A 16,446-nucleotide genomic window follows, 5' to 3' on the forward strand; every position below is an offset into this window, starting at 1 on the left:
TATTTCTGTGTTCGCTGGGAGACTAAGGATTTCCCCCTGTTTTCTCCTAGCATCAAAAAATAAATATCTAGAGGTTAATATGCATACTAAGAATAAGATTGCTGCTGTTGTTGTTTCAGCTCTCGTTGCTGGCCTAGCAGGCTGCTCAACAGTTTCTTCCCCCGATACTGCATCTGCGATAAAAGCTCCGTCTGCGAATAATGATCCGCAACTGGCTGTACAGTACAACCTAGATGTGAATAAGGTTCCTGCTGAAAACTTTGACTTATCTAAGTTTAAGCTCAATACCCCAAGAGATGATAACAAGCCTGAGCGTGCGGGTAAGGTTATGGAAATTTACAAGCCTATGTTGAATGATAAGGCTAAGCCGTTCTCTGACTCTGAGTGGTTCTACACTGATTCCGTGACTGGCGCTATGGTGTTTGCTTCTCCGAACAAAGCGATGACCACTCCAAACTCTAAGAATGCTCGTAGTGAACTGCGTGCAATGCTTTCTGATGACTACTCATCGTCTAAAAATAACTTCACTATCGCTTCGACAGACAATGCTGAAGCATACGGTGCGATTGGCGGTCACATGAGCGCGACTTTGTCGGTTGACTGGGTTAGTACTAGTGGTGATTACAAGAAAAATGGTGCATTTGCTACCGTAATAGGTCAAATACACGGTTCAAAAAATGAACCTCTAAAAATCATGTACCGTAAACTACCAGAGCACGAATACGGTTCTGTTTACTGGAATTACGAAACTAATGCTCTAGGTGATGATTACAGCCAACGTCGTGATATCCGCCATGAAGTGTTTGGCCAAAGTGGCTTGCGTCAAGGTTCAAAAGATCCGGTAACGGGTATCAAACTGGGTGAGATTTTCTCTTACGACGTAAATGTAGAAGGTGATATCATGCACCTAACGTTCACTAAGAACCCAGGCAAACCAAACCAAGAAATTAAGACGTTTGATATTGACCTAGCGAAAGGTAAATACCAAGGCGACAAATATGACCAAGGTTACGCAAACGACTGGATGTATTTCAAAGCAGGTACTTACAACCAATGTAATACTGGCTCAAGCGGTTGTTCAAACAACGGCATTGAAGCTGGCGATTACGCTAAAGTGAGTTTCTTCCAGTTCAGCCTAGACCAGTAATACGGTTTAAATGACATTCATCGAATGTCAAAGAGCATGTCGGGATTTCTGGTGGGGGCTAGAGTCTCGATAAGTGGTGAGGGAATCGGGGATTGGACTGTTTTCAACGGCGATTTACCAATGATTCACTTCAATGTTTCCTCACGTTTTTTTAGAGCCTGCTTTGTGCAGGCTCTTTTTTTTGTTGGTTTGTAATTAATCGCGATCAATCGCAAACGGCGACCATGCCTGACGTGTTGGCATGACTTCTACGCGGTTGATGTTGATGTGATCCGGTAGTGATGCAATGTAATACATCTGCTCTGCAATATCTTCTGCGCTAAGCGGTGTAGTGCCTTGGTATAAATTATCTGAAGCACTTTGATTGCCCTTCGTTCTTACGAGCGTAAATTCGGTTTCTGCAATACCAGGTGAGAGATCCGTAACCCGCACTCCTGTGCCTTGTAAATCACACCTTAGGTTGTAACTGAACTGCTTTACGAAGGCCTTACTGGCACCATATACGTGGCTTCCAGGGTAGGGCCATTGACCTGCAATTGAGCCCACATTGATGATGGTTGCGCCTGCTCCCGTTTTGATAAGGGTAGGTAATAGTGCATGGGTAACATTGACCAAGCCTGTCACATTGGTATCGATCATGGTATGCCAATCGGATAGTTCAACCTCTGGAGCACCTTGTGGCGCAAGAGCTAGGCCCGCATTGTTGACTAGTGCTGTTACCGCTGAAAACTCATCCGGCAAAGAGTCTACCGCCTGTTTAACCGCGTCAGCATCTCGTACGTCCAATTGCATGATATGCACAGGCACAGATAACGTTTCTTTTAGGTCTAATAATCGTTCGATACGACGGCCAGATAACACCAATGACCATCCCTCTTTTGCAAACCTGTGTGCGGCGGCCTTGCCAAAGCCTGAGGTTGCTCCAGTGATAAATGCAATTTTGTTCATGCTGAGTTCCTTCTTAAAATAGGATTATGAGTAGTGCCAACATTACGAGAATGGGCGCTATTGTTTTTCTTGGTGATGGATCTGGATACTGGTTAAATAGCTTCTTACCGACCATGTTACCAATGACCGCAGCGGGAAAGAGTAATAAGCTAAATTGGATAGACTCTGCAGAAATGGCATCTACATACAGTAATCCGGTTAACGATGCCAATGAGCTGAAGATAAAAAATACAATGGCAGTGGCCCTTAATTCTCGAGCATTAAGGGACAGATTCAAAAGGTATAATACCAGTGGCGGCCCTCCCGCTGAAGCAGTAGTCATACTAAACCCAGATATAGCGCCAGCGAGCAATGCATAGCGTTGATTCAGCCAAGACACCTTTAGGTTCAGCATAATCAAAGTGCCCGCAATAAAAGAGAAGCCCGCAATCATCATCTTTAGTTGATGGGCAGAAATCTGAGATATAAACAACAGAGAAATAGGAATTGCTCCTAACATACCTGCGGAGAGTAGAGCCAACAGTCGTTTATTGATCTCTCGTTTGATCCCTGAAAGTAAGCAAAGGCTACTCAGGAGATCTAGGGTAAGGGCAATAGCAATAGACTCAAAAGGAGAATAAACAAAGCTGAGACACAAGGCCGCGATAATGGCAAAACCAAAACCACTGTAGCCTCTTATCATTCCGGCAAAAAATACAAATACTGCCGCTAATCCCATTTTAAATTCCATTCTCAATCGTTGATGACATCAATGTAATCAGGCATTCGATTTCGCTATAGGGCCAGTTTTTAAGATTATTTGAGGCAGAGTCCACAATATCGCCTGACCCATAGTTTTTTTTAAACTGACCCTACGCCTATCCCTGCGTTTATCGACAAGATATCTCGACATCAACAGCACAACTTAGAGTTCGCATAGGAGAAATAAAATGAATGGATTTGCACCCGAGATATCAAATCAATACGTCGTGGATCTCGACAAACATGTATTTCACTCTTGGTCTGTACAAGAGTCAGCGCCACCTATAGCGATAGCGAGCGCGCAAGGGTGCAGTTTGTGGGATTTTGAAGGAAAGCAGTACCTAGATTTTAGTAGCCAGCTAGTTAATACCAATATTGGTCATCAACACCCTAAAGTGATCGATGCGATTAAGGCTCAAGCAGAAACCTTGGTTACCATTGCTCCAGCTACCGCAAACGTGACTCGTGGCGAGGCGGCGAAGCGCATTTTAGATAGAGCCCCTGATCATTTTAAAAAGGTGTTTTTTACTAACGCTGGAGCTGACGCCAATGAGAATGCAATCCGTATGGCTAGACAGTTTACTGGTCGAGATAAGGTTCTCTCTGCTTACCGTTCTTATCATGGCAATACGGGATCAGCGATTGCGGCTACCGGTGATTTTCGTCGTGTACCCAATGAATACAGCCGTGGGCATGTACACTTTTTTAATCCCTACCTGTATCGCACCGAGTTTAATGCGCAAACTGAGCAGCAAGAGTGTGAACGAGCATTGCAGCACCTTAAACGCGTCATTGAATGTGAAGGACCCAATGCGATAGCTGCAATTATCCTAGAAACCATTCCAGGGACAGCAGGCTTTTTATTGCCACCTGAGGGTTACCTGCAAGGCGTACGAGAACTTGCTACAGAACATGGCATACAACTTATTTTTGATGAGGTTATGGTGGGATTTGGTCGTACTGGTCGTTGGTTTGCGTTTGAGCATTTCAATGTAGTGCCTGACCTTATTACCTTTGCGAAAGGGGTTAATTCGGGTTATGTACCTGCTGGTGGCGTTGTAATCAGCGAGCCGATTTCAGAGTACTTCAAGAGTAATTTCTTTATGGGAGGCTTAACCTATTCTGGTCACCCGTTGGCGATGTCTGCCATTGTTGCCACTCTAGATGCAATGGAAGAAGAAGGCATTGTTCGCTATGCCGATGAAGTTGGAAATAACATTCTTGGGCCTGCATTGATTGAATTAATGGAGAAGCATGAAACGATAGGAGATATTCGCGGTAAAGGCATGTTTTGGGCGCTAGAGCTAGTTGAAAGCAGAGCCACCCGTGAGCCATTGAGCAATAGCAAAATTGCATCAATGAAGTCTAAATTTGCAGAGAAAGGACTACTGACTTTTATCGTGAATAATCGTATTCATGTAGCGCCGCCATTGATCATCAAACCTAATGAGATTGCTCAGGGTGTGGCAATTATCAGTCAAGTATTAGCTGAGTTTGATTAACCTTCTTGAAAGCGGTAGTCAAAAAAACGCCAAGACAATTGTCTTGGCGTTGGCGCATTGAATAAAACTCAATACCAGGTCGAAGTTAACCTTGTATCACTCTTGCGAGTTGTTCAATTCCCGGGGTGATTAGCGCCTTATCTATTGCATGAAACCCGAGCCTAAAGTAGGTGTTGGTTTCAGGGTGAGACTGTTGTTTATCCATAAAGTGGGAGTAGCCGGTCTCTATTAACACACCTTGAGATGAGGCTCTAGAAGCCAGTCGTTGACTGCTTATCTTATTAGGGGTTTCAAGCCACAAAGCGTTGCTATAGTTGTTCTTTGCTAGTCGCGCACAATCAGGAAGATAATGCTCAACGGCTTCATTAATGGTTTGCCAGCGTTGACGAGTATTGTCTTTAAAGCGACGAAGAAAACTATCGTAGTACCCTTGTGAGATAAAGTGTGCCATTTCCATCTGTACTCGACTTGGAGGATGACGATACATTAAACGGCGGAGTGTGCGAAGTTCGTAGATCAACTCTTCAGGTGCAACGATGTACCCTAGGCGCAACCCAGGAGCAAGTATTTTAGAGAAGCTACTGACATAGATGACTCGATTATCTTTATCTAATGCTTTGAGCGCAGGCAAAGGAGCCCATTCAGAGTTACTGTCTGAGTCATAATCATCTTCAATAATGATGGCATCATTTACTCGTGCCTGCTGCAGTAGCTCATCGCGCCGCATTTTACTCATGGTTACCCCTGTTGGCGCTTGATGGCTAGGGGTGACATAAAAGTAATCACACATGGAAGAGAGCTCGTTTAGCTTTAGCCCATCTTCATCGACAGTATGCGGGTGCAGTTGAGCGCCAGCTAAACCAAAAATGTTGTTTGCTTCTTTGTAACCCGGGTTCTCAACACCTACTCGAGTCTCCTTACCCATTAACAGTTGGGATACGAGATATAAAGCGTTTTGAGAGCCTATGGTTATGAGTATCTCATCACTCTTAGCGTGTATACCTCGTTGTGGAAGTACTCGAGTGCGTATCTGCTCTACAAGCAATTCAACGTCTTTATCTACCTTGTCACAAAGCCAGCTGTGATCATGCGGATCCGCAATGACCTTACGAGCTGACTCTCGCCATTGAGCCAAAGGGAAGTCGCTAATGCTAGGCTGCCCATATATGAAGGGATATTGATAACAACTCCAATGTGATGGCTTGACGATACGAGGAAAGTGATCAGTAGATATTTTTAACCGGCTAGTCCAGTTTGGTGCGCTCGACGGGTTTCCTGCCTCAAAATGATCCAGTTCATCTTCGACCTCTTGCAGTCTTAATCGATATTTTTCCGACAGATAGTAGCCACTTCTAGGCTTGCTGATCAGATAACCATCATCAGACAGCGCTTCATACACTAGAGATACTGTATTACGTGACACCTTCAACTGGCTGGAAAGCTTGCGGCAAGAGGGCAAAGCCTCGTCAGCAGAGAATACCCCTTCGAGTATCGCTTTGACTAAGTACTCTCGTACCTGTTCTTGTAAGCTTCTCTTTGAATCGAATTCAATGAAACAGCTGTAATTGATTGCCATAGAGCCAACCTCTTTGTGGTTATTATTCACGGTATTTCATTAACTTGTGCAAGAAGTAAGCCAGACTACCTCTTTAGTATTATCTTGCTGTTTTGCAATGCTGTCCCAATCGGCCTATAAAATTGGCTCTAACTCACATCCTTGTCCTGTCTCTAAAGTGAAGGTGTCCACAAAATACAGCAAGGAATGAATTATGAGACAGGGTATGAAACTGAAAAAATTGGTAGCAGTCGCGGCAGCAACGATGACCTTAGGTATGTCTAGTCTAGCTCTCGCAGATGAGATGCCATCGTTTGCTAGCAATGGTTTGAAGGTGGCAACAGAAGACAACTACTCTCCATTTAACTTCATCGTTCAAGGTAAGGCGAGTGGCATTAACAAGGATTTATTAGAGGAGCTTCGAGCTTATTCTGAGTTTGAGGTTAAGCAAGACATTCTACCTTGGACTGGTTTACTGGCTTCTGTTTCAGCAGGGCAATATGATTTAGCCTTAACAGGGGCAATTGTGACAGATGCTCGCCTTAAAGCCTTTGATTTCACGCCACCCATTGCTTCAGCACAGCACTACTTTGTCGCTAGAGCGAAGGATGATAGCACCAATACTATTGGCGATCTCGATGGTAAAACAGTCGGTTTGCAAGCGGGTAGTGCACTTCTAGAAAGGCTTCCTGAGCTCAAAGATATGCTTGAGTCACAAGGTAAAGAGCTAGGCAGAGTCGTCGAATATCAATCTTATCCAGAGGCTTACGCCGATCTTGCTAATGGCCGAGTGGACTATGTGATCAACAGTGTTATATCAGTCAATGAAGTCGTGAAAGCAAAATCTAAAGTGTTTAAGAAAGGTGAAGCGGTGTCAGGACCTGGGTTTGTGAGCTGGCCTGTTCCAAAGGATAATCCTGAGCTTCTAGCTTACTTAACCGAATTCTTTGCTCATCTTAAAGAGACAGGCCGATTGGCGGAACTTCAAGAAAAATGGTTTGGAGAGTCATTTGAAAACCTACCTACTGAAGCCATTGTGTCTGTAGAACAATACCACACGCTGACCGCCGTACAGTAGAGAAGGGTTGTAGGAAACCTCTATAAATCAGTAGTGATCAAGGTCCAAATAGAGCAGATACTGCCGTAGCCTTGGTCCTACTTTCAAAATTATTTCAATTATTCAAGCAGACAAGTAGGTGTATATGGATTACTACGCGTGGATGCAATTGCTTCAAGGAGCGTGGACAACTGCATGGATATCGATGGTGTCGATTGCCTTAGGGGTTGTTATTGGACTTGTGATTGCCCTTGTTAGAATGGCTAAGCTACCCATCATTGACCAAGTGTTAGGAGTATATGTGAGTTGGGCGCGAGCCACTCCATTAGTGACTTTAGCATTGTTTATCTTTCTCTCATTTCCTTCTTTTGGTATCAATCTCGACAAACACTTTTCTGCAATCTTGTGCTTAACCCTCAACACTTCAGCATTCAACGCCGAAATATGGAGAAATGCCTTTATAAATTTCTCAAACGGGCAAAAAGAGGCTGCTGAAGCGCTTGGCATGCAGCGCTTTACCTATTTTAGACGCATCATGTTCCCGCAGATGGTGATTATGAGTCTTCCTGCTCTAGTGAATGAAATGTCATTTTTGATTAAGGGAAGCCCTGCCATTGCAGTGATTGGCGTTGTTGACCTGACTCGCGTAACCAACCGTATCGCAGCAGTGACCTATGAACCTTTAGTTCCAATCTTGTGCGCAGGTGTCCTGTACATGCTCATTATCGGTGTGCTGATTAAGTTGCAAGAAATAGCTGAACGTAAAGCCGACTATCTAGCGAGCTAATACCATCACATTAAGGAGTAATTATGGCTGAATGGGAAATCATCTGGCAGCAAAAAGACATTTTTTTCTCGGGATTTGGTAATACTTTCCTACTGTTTATCGTTGCATCTGTAGTGAGCTTTCTACTAGGTATTGCACTGTTGTATGTGCTGGAAAATGGCACTAAGTGGCTAAAAGGCAGTGTCGTTCTGACTATTAATATTATGCGCACTTTACCTTTTTTGATCTTAGCCTATTTGTTGTATTACGGGTTACCACAAGTGGGGATTCGTATGGATGCCTTTACCGCAGGGTTGGTTTCACTAAGCCTTTATCACGGCACTTATTTTTGTGAAATCTTTCGAGGTATTAGAAAGGGGCTAGATTCGGGGTATATAGAGGCGGCACAAGCATGTGGTTTTCCCAAGTTTAAAATTTTCACTCGTGTACTCGTCCCCAATGTGTTGTTTAAATCCATACCTTTGATTGCTAACCAACTGATCATCTGCCTTAAGGACACCGCGTTCTTGTGCATCATCACGGTAGGAGAGATCACTGCAGCTGCCAATAGCATTCAATCTACTTATTTTATTCCGCTCAATGCGTTTATTGTCGCTATCGCGCTGTACTGGCTGATCAGTATTGTCGTTGAACAGATCACTAAAATTACGCTCAACAAAGTTCAGGAAAGAGGGCTAAGCCATGCTTAATCAAACATTAGAAACCAAAACCGTTGAATCCTATCAAGAGGTTGCGGCCGTTGTTGAACTGCCCGTTAAACACGCTGAGCCAGTAGTTGTCAGTGATGCAGAAGATATCGTGAAGGTAGTGAACCTATCCAAGCAATTTGATGGTGTTGAGGTATTGAGAGATATTAATCTGACCATTAAGAAAGGAGAGGTGGTGAGCATCCTGGGTTCTTCAGGCTCGGGAAAATCAACGCTTCTGCGTTGCATGAACTGGCTTGAACAACCTGAGCGCGGCACCATTCACCTTGGCGATGAACGCATAGGTATTTGTCCTCAAACTAATAAGCCTCTCAAATATCGTGATTTAGCGAAGATGCGAGAGCGAATTGGTATGGTCTTTCAAGGGTTTAACCTTTGGCCGCATCTCACTGTGCTTAAGAACGTTATGGAAGCCTTATTGCACGTTAAGAAAATGCCGAAAGCTGAGGCTGAAGCCATTGCTAAAATGCAGCTAGAGAAAGTAGGCATGTCACACAAGCTCGATAGCTACCCAAGTATGCTCTCTGGTGGCCAGAAACAGCGCGTTGCTATTGCTCGTGCTCTTGCGATGGAGCCAGAGGTTTTACTGTTTGACGAGCCAACGTCAGCGCTTGATCCTGAGCTGGTGGATGAGGTTCTGCTGGTGATGCAAAAACTGTCAAAAGAGGGCTATACCATGGTAGTGGTCACTCATGAAATGGAGTTTGCGCGAAATGTATCAAGTCAGGTGGTGTTTCTTGAAAAGGGCATTTTGATAGAAAAGAATTCACCGGAGAAGTTCTTTACCAACCCTGATTCATCAAGAGTTAGGCAGTTCTTGAAATTGGATTAGTTTATAAAGGCTAGTAGTTCAATCTGCTAGCCTTTTGGCCTACTGGAGTACTTTTACTATGGGTGGTCAAAAGCACATGAAGCTAAGTCATAATTCAGTGTTTGCTCCTGCCCATCTTTTACAAAAGTGCAATTAAGTCGGTCGCCTTCCCATTCGATATACTCAATAGAGACACTTTGCTCATCGGACAAATCGTGCAAAACCACAGCGTTAAATTGTGGTTCGGTGCTTTGAACAAGTGAGTAAGCCAAATCACTGATAGCGGGGTTGTCTGGTGCATAGCCGGTAAGGATCTGGCATGGCTGATTGCTCCAAATATGCTGACTGTAATCGGCTTGTTTCTCTACTTTATAAATGAGTTCATGAGACTGAGCTTGCGCAGATAAGCGAGTCTGCGTCATGCGCGCCAAAGGTCCCTGTAAAGGATTGTCTACCGCTACCATTTGCTGAGGGTGTTTATGCGCACCACGAACATGATAGGTAAGATCCAGCTGTTGTTGATGTGGGTTTTCAACCTTATGCAGTTCGACCAATAGATTATCTAGCCAAATCAACACTCGGCGGTACTTAACATCTTGATAGCTCTTAGAATTCCATTGCACGATAGTGTGACTATCGACGCTAGCCTCTTCTTGTGTCCAATCCACTTGTGCATCAATCACGGTAGCCTTTTCATCTTGTAGATAATGGTTTAGCTGTGGATTAATCGGGGACTGGTTGTGCTGGTTTACAACAAGTGTGTTGTGGGTTGCGGTATTCTTGTAATAGCTGCAGTGAAGCTCGGCGCCATAGCCTGTGGTGCCAAGATCAGGCAGGATCTCTTTACCTTGACGAGTCAGAATAATGCCGAGGCGATCATAATGATCATGCTCACCACCATAAGGTGCGTGTTTGAAAAGCAATGCGTTATCATTTTTTGCATCAAACTCTAAGGTAATCCCTGCTTCTTTGGCATGAACTGTGTGGCATGCTAATGGCTTTGCGGTAGGCAGTTCATCAACGCCATACAATAAGGCTTCAATGTTATCGCGACTGATATTTTGATAGATACTTGCCAGCGTTCTTGCAAATAACTCACAAGGATATTGCCTTTGCGCAAACTCAAACAAGTGAGCGTGAGTCAGCTTTTGTTGCCCATCAATGCTGTCATTTAGACGAGGGAACTCTCCATTATTAAGCACTAGGCTTAACGGAAACTTAAGCATCTTTAAGAAGTTAGTGTTACTGCTCACCGAGTAAGGCGTATTGCAGGCCATTTTCTCGAAATTGAGTAGCGCTTGCAGTGCGTAGTAGTGGTAGTGAATCGATCCTTCAAACCACATGCCTTCATTAGTACAGCCATGATCCAATTGGTAGTGAATGCCATACTCGGTATTTAGAGCAAAGTCGATGTAGTTTTGCTCATCTAAGATAAGGCCAATGACGCCTACCGTCGCGTTGATCTTCATCTCATGGTTATGCAGCTGAGCAGTGCGATGCTTCATTAAGAACTCGGCACCTTCACGCAGTAATCTATCTTCGACATATTGCTGCTGCTCTGTAGAGAGCTGACCTTTGACGAAATCATATCCGCGCGCAAAGTCTAGGTGACAGTTCGCCTCACACAGGGTTTGTGCGTTAGCTTTGCCTGGCCCGTTGTAAGGAATACCGCCATGCTCTTCATAATCAGGGTAGTATTTTGCGTACTTTAAAAGAATCCCAGTTACTTTTTCAAGGTACAGGTTGTCTCCAGTCAATTGCCATAACAAACCGAGGTCGTAACAGGCTTTTGCGTTTAGGCCATTGAGCCAGCGCCACCAAGCACCATCATACGGTTCGCCAGTGAATTCTTTACCATCTACAGGACAACAATGAGATTTAGGCTTGTAGCGATCCCAAGTAAGACGCACACCGTGCTCAGGACAAAAATAGTATAAATTCCAAGTCGCGATGCCTGTTTCAGGGACTAAGGTGTCGTGATTGAGCACCACATCATTGTTGTTTTTGAGTGTTTCAATCATAGAGACACTCGCACGCTCTTTGATTGCCTGTATCTCGGATTCAGAAAACTGTAGCATGACAAAATACCTTAATAGCTATGCTATATCGTTGAATTTAAAATAGTTGTTTGCATTGTGATAGCAGATACCTTCTATGGTCTGCTTGAGTAGCTCTAGGTCGTAAGGGATCTCTCCATTCTCAACCCAGTTTGCAAGTAAGTTGCACAGCACACGTCTAAAGTATTCGTGTCGGCTGAATGAAAATAGATTGCGAGAGTCCGTTAACATGCCAATAAATCGACCTAGGGCTCCTAAGTTTTTTAGGCTGGTTAGCTGTGCTTCCATGCCGTCTTTATGGTCGTTAAACCACCATGCAGCGCCAAACTGAATCTTGCCTGTGGCATCATCCCCCTGAAATGCACCCGCCAAACAGCTAAGCAGTTGGTTGTGATTGGCGTTGAGGTTGTAAAGTATGGTTTTCGGCAGTTTATACTCTCGATCCAGATCGCTAAGGTGCTTGGCTAGCGCGTCTATATCTAAGTCATGATTGATAACGGTAAAGCCGGTGCCAGCTCCTAGCTGTTGCTTGCGTCTTTCATTCACGTTGGCAAGCACACCAATGTGCAGTTGCTGACTCCATTGGTATTTGTGATAGAGCTTGCCAAGTTGGTTTAATACGTAAGTGGTTAACTGGGCTATCTCACTTTCTGATAGCGGTTGCTTTGCCACTAACTTGAGGAAAATGCTTTCGCATTGCCCCGTGCTGCCCTTGGCATAACACACGGTTGGTAGGCCAATATCAGAAAGCCTGCATCCCATCTCATGAAAGAATTCAATTCGGCTTGCAATGGCTTCAATGTAACTCCCTAGTGAGCTAATCGTGATACTGGTGATCTGGCTTATCTGATGCAGGGTGTTTAAAAAGCCATGAGTGTTGTCAAATCCAATCAACTCATCGGCTCTGAAGGTGGGTAGAACCTTCACTGAAAAGTCCGAATGTCTTAGCTTTTGATGATACTCAAGATCTGAAAGTGGGGAGTCGGTAGTGCAAAGCGTATCGACATTGAGTCTTTCTAATACAGAGCGAGTGCTCATGTCTGTCGTTTTCAAAGTGTGATTACAATGATCCCAAATGGCGTGAGAATTGCTTGGATTAAGAAGTAAATCGCAGTCGAAAAAACGCTTTAATTCTAGATGTGACCACTGGTATAAAGGGTTTCCGAGAAGGTAGGGCATTGCCTCACACCACTTTTCAAATTTTTCACGATCAGTGGCATCGCCTATAATGTAGCGCTCAGCTATACCGTTACTTCTCATTGCACGCCATACGTAATGATCACTATGTAGCCAGGCCTCAGCAAGGTTTTTATGCTTGGTGTCTAACCAGATATCTTTTGCATCAAGATGATTGTGATAATCAATAATCGGCATAGGCGCGGCATAGGTATGATATAGATGCTGAGCAAGTGATGAGGTCAGCAGCACATTGTCATGAATGTATTCTTGGAACATGTTTGGCCTTATACGCACAAAGAGGAGAGCGCCACATGGCGGTCTCCTCGGTTTGAGTTAACAGTTAGCTTTGAGTTTGCAATTGAGGTTCTACTTTCGTCACCTTGGCACTACGCAATAAGGCAATACCCAAGGTGACAACGACACCACACCTGAATAGGAATGCGATTCTTCCCCTGAACAGGCTTGGTATCAGAAACATTTCTGATCTTATTATCGAGACAGCCAGCCGCCATCAACAGCAATGGTGTAGCCATTGATGTAATCAGAAGCACTTGAGGCTAGGAATACACATGGACCAGCAAGATCTTCAGGTGTGCCCCAACGAGCAGCAGGAATACGGCCAACAATTTCAGCATTGCGTGATTCATCAGCGCGAAGTGCTGCTGTGTTATTCGTCGCCATGTAACCCGGTGCAATAGCATTAACGTTGATGTTGTGGCTAGCCCACTCGTTTGCCATTAGTCGAGTCACACCCATTACGCCGCTTTTTGACGCAGTGTAAGAAGGCACGCGGATACCGCCTTGGAAAGAGAGCATGGAAGCGATGTTGATGATCTTGCCACCTTCACCTTGAGAGATGAACTGCTTAGCAACGGCTTGAGACATGAAGAATAGAGACTTAACGTTAATGTCCATTACGTCATCCCAGTCTTGCTCTGTGAAATCAATAGCATCGTTACGACGAATAATACCAGCATTGTTTACTAGGATATCGATACGACCTAGTTCAGTTACTGCTTGATCAACGATTGAAGGGATATCGTCTAGTTTCATTAGATTTGCACGAATATCGATGAACTTGCGCCCTGTTGCCTTCATTTTCTCGATGGTTTCTGTTGGTTCAACGATATTCACACCAACGATGTCACAACCTGCGCTTGCAAGACCCAGTGCCATACCTTGTCCAAGACCAGTATCACAGCCAGTCACTATTGCTACTTTATTTTTTAGATCGAATGAGTTGAGAATCATTATTAAGTCCTATGTGTAATCACGTGTTGGGTACAACCTTGTGTTGTTTATGTGGTTACATTAAACAAAATAAATCGATCAATCAAGTAAAGTGAAATGTCGTTTTAAAAAATTAAACTGAAATTTCTGTTTTTGAGATCTAAGTGGGGTTAGCTAATTTGTTGTGTGCTGTAGAGACCGAAGATTTCTGGCGAACATTAGAGGGGGTTTTGAGCATGTGGATAAAGGAACGCACTGCATCCGTTGCACAAGTAGAAAAAGTGATTTGAATGGCAGGCGGTTGATTATAGTGATAGTTGGATCAAAAAAGGCCTTCCACGAAGAGTTCGTGAAAGGCCAAGTGTGGAGATAAATAATCTAGGAGTTAAAAGGTGAATTACTTACCGTTTAGCTTTAGCGCTGAGAATGTCACGCTGTTGTAGTCGCCATTTCTTTTGTCGATAGCGAAATCACCAGTACCTTGACAGCCTGGGCCCCATACAGGGTGAGATTCTTGAACACTACATTGACCGTAAGCACCAGCTTTGAAGTAGAAGTCATCTTCTGCATAACCTGTTGGGTGGTCTTTAGCATCAATACCTTTGCTTAGGTCGATGTCATAAGTCACTTTTTCGTGTCTTGCTGTTGTGAAAGTTAGGTGCATCATTGTGCCCTTAACTTCAACTTTGTAGCTAAATTCTTCGCCTAAAGCGATACCCGCTTTGCCTGGTTCTGCTTGGTTTTCCCAAGTGTTGCCCCATACTGGGTAAGCGATATCTTCACGGTTTGGATCTTTTTTCTCTAGATTGCGCTCGTAGTTCCAGAAAACTGAACCATATTCTTGATCTGGGAATTTCTTGTAGAAAATTTTCAGTGGCTCATTACCGTGACCGTAGCCAGTTTTTGCTTCAATCAACGCATTGTGTTTTTTGGCGTGGATCTGACCAACAACTACAGAGTGTGCTGGGTATTTTTCAGGGAATTTAGCGTGTAAAGAAACATGGTTAACTTTTAGCGTTGCTTCTAATGTACCGCCAACGGCGCTGTATTGATCCGCTTCTGGGTGGCTAGATAGTGCCCACTGGTTTCCCTTGGAGTCTGTAAGAATGTTATCGAAGTTTGCACCGCGAGGCATTTGACGCAGTTCAGAGCGTGCGTTCTTTGAGTTCTTAGTTGTGATTGCTTTGTTTTGAACTTCAAAAACAAGATTGCCATCTTTATCTAAGTGGAAGAAATCTTCGTGGGAGTAACTTAGCATCGCAACGCCTTCGATCTCATCCACTTTACCATCTTCATTAATGTCTGAAGGGATAGTGATCTTCCAGTTACGCATATCGAATTTGTCTGCAGGAACAGGGTAAGAAACTCCGTTGTTGGCTATGTCAGCAGCAGCCGGTAGAGCAAGTAAGAGTGAACCAGCAAGAACAAGAGTTTGTTTCATTTTGTAATTCCTTGTATGTATTATTGTCGTACATAATAGGTGTGGTAATTACGAAGAAAAGAACATAAGCCATGATGTGCATGTTTGATCACATTTTGAAACACAATCATTAGATCTAGTTCAAAAAATTGAGCGGATGATAACGATCAGTGACCAACTAACTAGGTGCCTAGTTAAGTTATTATTTGAAGGAGAGACCTTAGATGCTAAAGAAAAAGACGTGATCTATTCGAAATAGAGCGGGTCCTCATAACAGCTTTGAATAAAAGAAATCTACTAACTAATTGAATATCAATTCTTTATTGAATTGGGAAATAAGAACAGCACGTTTAAGACGTGCTGTTTATAAAGGGCTCGGGGTGGTTATTGATTCTAATCGTCTGTCAAAAATTCAAGGTCATGATTGGTGTCTGCTCTTGTATCATCGGCAATAGCTTTACACTGTTCCACATCGGTTGGGTTCAATCCTGCCGCCAATTCAATCACTTTTTCATGGTCGTTAACGGCTTGAGCCTTGCCAATTTCCATACAAATATCTGGATTTGCTAGCACTGAACCGGAGACCAGTAGACCAAGTATCACTATGCTTTTCATATCAACCTCGATGATTTTACTATTACAAAGTTTGCTTACGTGACAACGCGTACTTTGGTTTAGTTCTAAATAGTGAAAATGCCTAATAACGACTAAGAGTGAGCAAATTAGTGTTTATATCTAAATGTGTTGCTGTCATCTAGAATGTCGATTTTAATTGGTGCCAAGCCTTTGCTACTGTCTCCAATTTTGTTGAAGGCGACCAGTGATAAATCAATCACGCGGCCTTTAACGAAAGGGCCTCTATCGTTGATTTTTACATCAACACTCTTATTGTTGGCTGTATTTGTTACCCGAACGATAGTGCCAAACGGCAAGGTTTTGTGTGCTGCGGTGTAAGCTCGCATATTGTAAGTTTCACCGCTCGCCGTGAGTTTTCCATGGTAGGCATTTCCGTACCAAGAAGCTTGCCCATTGAGGTCATGGTTTGAGGAATATTGTTTCGTTTTTGCTGAAGCGCCGCTAGAAGCTGATGAACATCCAGAAAGAGTAAGAGCTAAAAAAATAGGAAGAATGATCAGTAGTTTTTTCATTTATAGTATCTATTAAATATCGAATGGGTGTGTTTCAAATAGATCTTATCGGTGAATGAATTTCCCACGTCATAGCAGTGTAAAGGATGAGAATTATAAACAGAGTGGCATTCCAATGAGCAATATGTTGTTCAAGTCGTATCCATTTTAGGTTTTT

The 16,446-nt window shown here is 43.6% G+C and carries 15 protein-coding genes; 6 read left to right on the forward strand and 9 right to left on the reverse strand.

Features of this window, described 5'->3' with window-relative positions; all coding sequences use genetic code 11:
• Window positions 1-79 precede the first annotated feature (79 nt).
• The gene (locus tag OCU48_RS02875; protein ID WP_141343624.1) at window positions 80-1,147 is read left to right on the forward strand and encodes a polysaccharide lyase family 7 protein; all 1,068 of its coding nucleotides are present in this window, start codon (window positions 80-82) and stop codon (window positions 1,145-1,147) included.
• 195 nt (window positions 1,148-1,342) lie between these two features.
• Here the strand turns inward: OCU48_RS02875 and OCU48_RS02880 are convergent, their stop codons facing one another.
• A complete protein-coding gene (locus OCU48_RS02880; protein ID WP_141343625.1) occupies window positions 1,343-2,095 on the reverse strand; it encodes an SDR family NAD(P)-dependent oxidoreductase in 753 nt (250 codons plus the stop codon).
• Window positions 2,096-2,108: 13 nt separating this feature from the next.
• Window positions 2,109-2,813, reverse strand: coding sequence for a sulfite exporter TauE/SafE family protein (locus tag OCU48_RS02885; RefSeq protein WP_141343956.1), 705 nt, complete (start codon window positions 2,811-2,813; stop codon window positions 2,109-2,111).
• Between the two features lie 211 nt (window positions 2,814-3,024).
• Between OCU48_RS02885 and OCU48_RS02890 the strand changes: the two genes are divergently transcribed.
• Complete coding sequence (locus OCU48_RS02890; RefSeq protein WP_141343626.1) at window positions 3,025-4,338, forward strand: aspartate aminotransferase family protein; 1,314 nt, start codon at window positions 3,025-3,027, stop codon at window positions 4,336-4,338.
• An 85-nt stretch (window positions 4,339-4,423) separates the two neighbouring features.
• On the opposite strand, the gene pdxR is transcribed toward OCU48_RS02890, so the two are convergent.
• Window positions 4,424-5,914, reverse strand: a complete 1,491-nt coding sequence (gene pdxR, locus OCU48_RS02895; protein ID WP_141343957.1) for a MocR-like pyridoxine biosynthesis transcription factor PdxR — start codon at window positions 5,912-5,914, stop codon at window positions 4,424-4,426.
• A 193-nt stretch (window positions 5,915-6,107) separates the two neighbouring features.
• Between pdxR and OCU48_RS02900 the strand changes: the two genes are divergently transcribed.
• The 4 genes from OCU48_RS02900 to OCU48_RS02915 all read left to right on the forward strand — a co-directional run bounded on the left by OCU48_RS02900 (window position 6,108) and on the right by OCU48_RS02915 (window position 9,276).
• Window positions 6,108-6,971, forward strand: a complete 864-nt coding sequence (locus tag OCU48_RS02900) for a transporter substrate-binding domain-containing protein (protein ID WP_141343627.1) — start codon at window positions 6,108-6,110, stop codon at window positions 6,969-6,971.
• A 124-nt stretch (window positions 6,972-7,095) separates the two neighbouring features.
• The gene (locus OCU48_RS02905; RefSeq protein WP_141343628.1) at window positions 7,096-7,737 is read left to right on the forward strand and encodes an amino acid ABC transporter permease; all 642 of its coding nucleotides are present in this window, start codon (window positions 7,096-7,098) and stop codon (window positions 7,735-7,737) included.
• A 23-nt stretch (window positions 7,738-7,760) separates the two neighbouring features.
• Window positions 7,761-8,426, forward strand: a complete 666-nt coding sequence (locus OCU48_RS02910; protein ID WP_141343629.1) for an amino acid ABC transporter permease — start codon at window positions 7,761-7,763, stop codon at window positions 8,424-8,426.
• Complete coding sequence (locus OCU48_RS02915) at window positions 8,419-9,276, forward strand: amino acid ABC transporter ATP-binding protein (protein ID WP_141343630.1); 858 nt, start codon at window positions 8,419-8,421, stop codon at window positions 9,274-9,276. Before OCU48_RS02910 ends, OCU48_RS02915 begins: the two co-directional genes overlap by 8 nt.
• A 56-nt stretch (window positions 9,277-9,332) precedes the next feature.
• On the opposite strand, the gene OCU48_RS02920 is transcribed toward OCU48_RS02915, so the two are convergent.
• From OCU48_RS02920 to OCU48_RS02945, 6 genes are all read right to left on the reverse strand, one after another.
• On the reverse strand, window positions 9,333-11,333 hold the full coding sequence (locus OCU48_RS02920) for a heparinase II/III domain-containing protein (protein WP_141343631.1): 2,001 nt from the start codon (window positions 11,331-11,333) through the stop codon (window positions 9,333-9,335).
• Window positions 11,334-11,351: 18 nt separating this feature from the next.
• On the reverse strand, window positions 11,352-12,767 hold the full coding sequence (gene uxaC / locus OCU48_RS02925) for a glucuronate isomerase (protein ID WP_208727071.1): 1,416 nt from the start codon (window positions 12,765-12,767) through the stop codon (window positions 11,352-11,354).
• Between the two features lie 213 nt (window positions 12,768-12,980).
• A complete protein-coding gene (kduD, locus tag OCU48_RS02930; protein WP_141343633.1) occupies window positions 12,981-13,742 on the reverse strand; it encodes a 2-dehydro-3-deoxy-D-gluconate 5-dehydrogenase KduD in 762 nt (253 codons plus the stop codon).
• 376 nt (window positions 13,743-14,118) lie between these two features.
• Window positions 14,119-15,162 carry a polysaccharide lyase family 7 protein gene (locus OCU48_RS02935; protein ID WP_141343634.1) on the reverse strand — a complete coding sequence of 348 codons (1,044 nt, stop codon included), beginning with the start codon at window positions 15,160-15,162 and terminating at the stop codon, window positions 14,119-14,121.
• A 372-nt stretch (window positions 15,163-15,534) separates the two neighbouring features.
• Window positions 15,535-15,756 carry a hypothetical protein gene (locus OCU48_RS02940; RefSeq protein WP_141343635.1) on the reverse strand — a complete coding sequence of 74 codons (222 nt, stop codon included), beginning with the start codon at window positions 15,754-15,756 and terminating at the stop codon, window positions 15,535-15,537.
• Window positions 15,757-15,863: 107 nt separating this feature from the next.
• Window positions 15,864-16,289, reverse strand: coding sequence for a septal ring lytic transglycosylase RlpA family protein (locus tag OCU48_RS02945; RefSeq protein WP_141343636.1), 426 nt, complete (start codon window positions 16,287-16,289; stop codon window positions 15,864-15,866).
• Between the last annotated feature and the right edge of the window lie 157 nt (window positions 16,290-16,446).

This window comes from Vibrio inusitatus (assembly GCA_024346935.1).
GTDB lineage: Bacteria > Pseudomonadota > Gammaproteobacteria > Enterobacterales > Vibrionaceae > Vibrio > Vibrio inusitatus.

Bases quoted from the DNA above. Each gene is read 5' to 3' on its own strand.
- OCU48_RS02875 (WP_141343624.1), top strand. From the start codon at position 80: ATGCATACTAAGAATAAGATTGCTGCTGTTGTTGTTTCAGCTCTCGTT.
- OCU48_RS02880 (WP_141343625.1), bottom strand. From the start codon at position 2,095: ATGAACAAAATTGCATTTATCACTGGAGCAACCTCAGGCTTTGGCAAG.
- OCU48_RS02885 (WP_141343956.1), bottom strand. From the start codon at position 2,813: ATGGGATTAGCGGCAGTATTTGTATTTTTTGCCGGAATGATAAGAGGC.
- OCU48_RS02890 (WP_141343626.1), top strand. From the start codon at position 3,025: ATGAATGGATTTGCACCCGAGATATCAAATCAATACGTCGTGGATCTC.
- pdxR (WP_141343957.1), bottom strand. From the start codon at position 5,914: ATGGCAATCAATTACAGCTGTTTCATTGAATTCGATTCAAAGAGAAGC.
- OCU48_RS02900 (WP_141343627.1), top strand. From the start codon at position 6,108: ATGAGACAGGGTATGAAACTGAAAAAATTGGTAGCAGTCGCGGCAGCA.
- OCU48_RS02905 (WP_141343628.1), top strand. From the start codon at position 7,096: ATGGATTACTACGCGTGGATGCAATTGCTTCAAGGAGCGTGGACAACT.
- OCU48_RS02910 (WP_141343629.1), top strand. From the start codon at position 7,761: ATGGCTGAATGGGAAATCATCTGGCAGCAAAAAGACATTTTTTTCTCG.
- OCU48_RS02915 (WP_141343630.1), top strand. From the start codon at position 8,419: ATGCTTAATCAAACATTAGAAACCAAAACCGTTGAATCCTATCAAGAG.
- OCU48_RS02920 (WP_141343631.1), bottom strand. From the start codon at position 11,333: ATGCTACAGTTTTCTGAATCCGAGATACAGGCAATCAAAGAGCGTGCG.
- uxaC (WP_208727071.1), bottom strand. From the start codon at position 12,767: ATGTTCCAAGAATACATTCATGACAATGTGCTGCTGACCTCATCACTT.
- kduD (WP_141343633.1), bottom strand. From the start codon at position 13,742: ATGATTCTCAACTCATTCGATCTAAAAAATAAAGTAGCAATAGTGACT.
- OCU48_RS02935 (WP_141343634.1), bottom strand. From the start codon at position 15,162: ATGAAACAAACTCTTGTTCTTGCTGGTTCACTCTTACTTGCTCTACCG.
- OCU48_RS02940 (WP_141343635.1), bottom strand. From the start codon at position 15,756: ATGAAAAGCATAGTGATACTTGGTCTACTGGTCTCCGGTTCAGTGCTA.
- OCU48_RS02945 (WP_141343636.1), bottom strand. From the start codon at position 16,289: ATGAAAAAACTACTGATCATTCTTCCTATTTTTTTAGCTCTTACTCTT.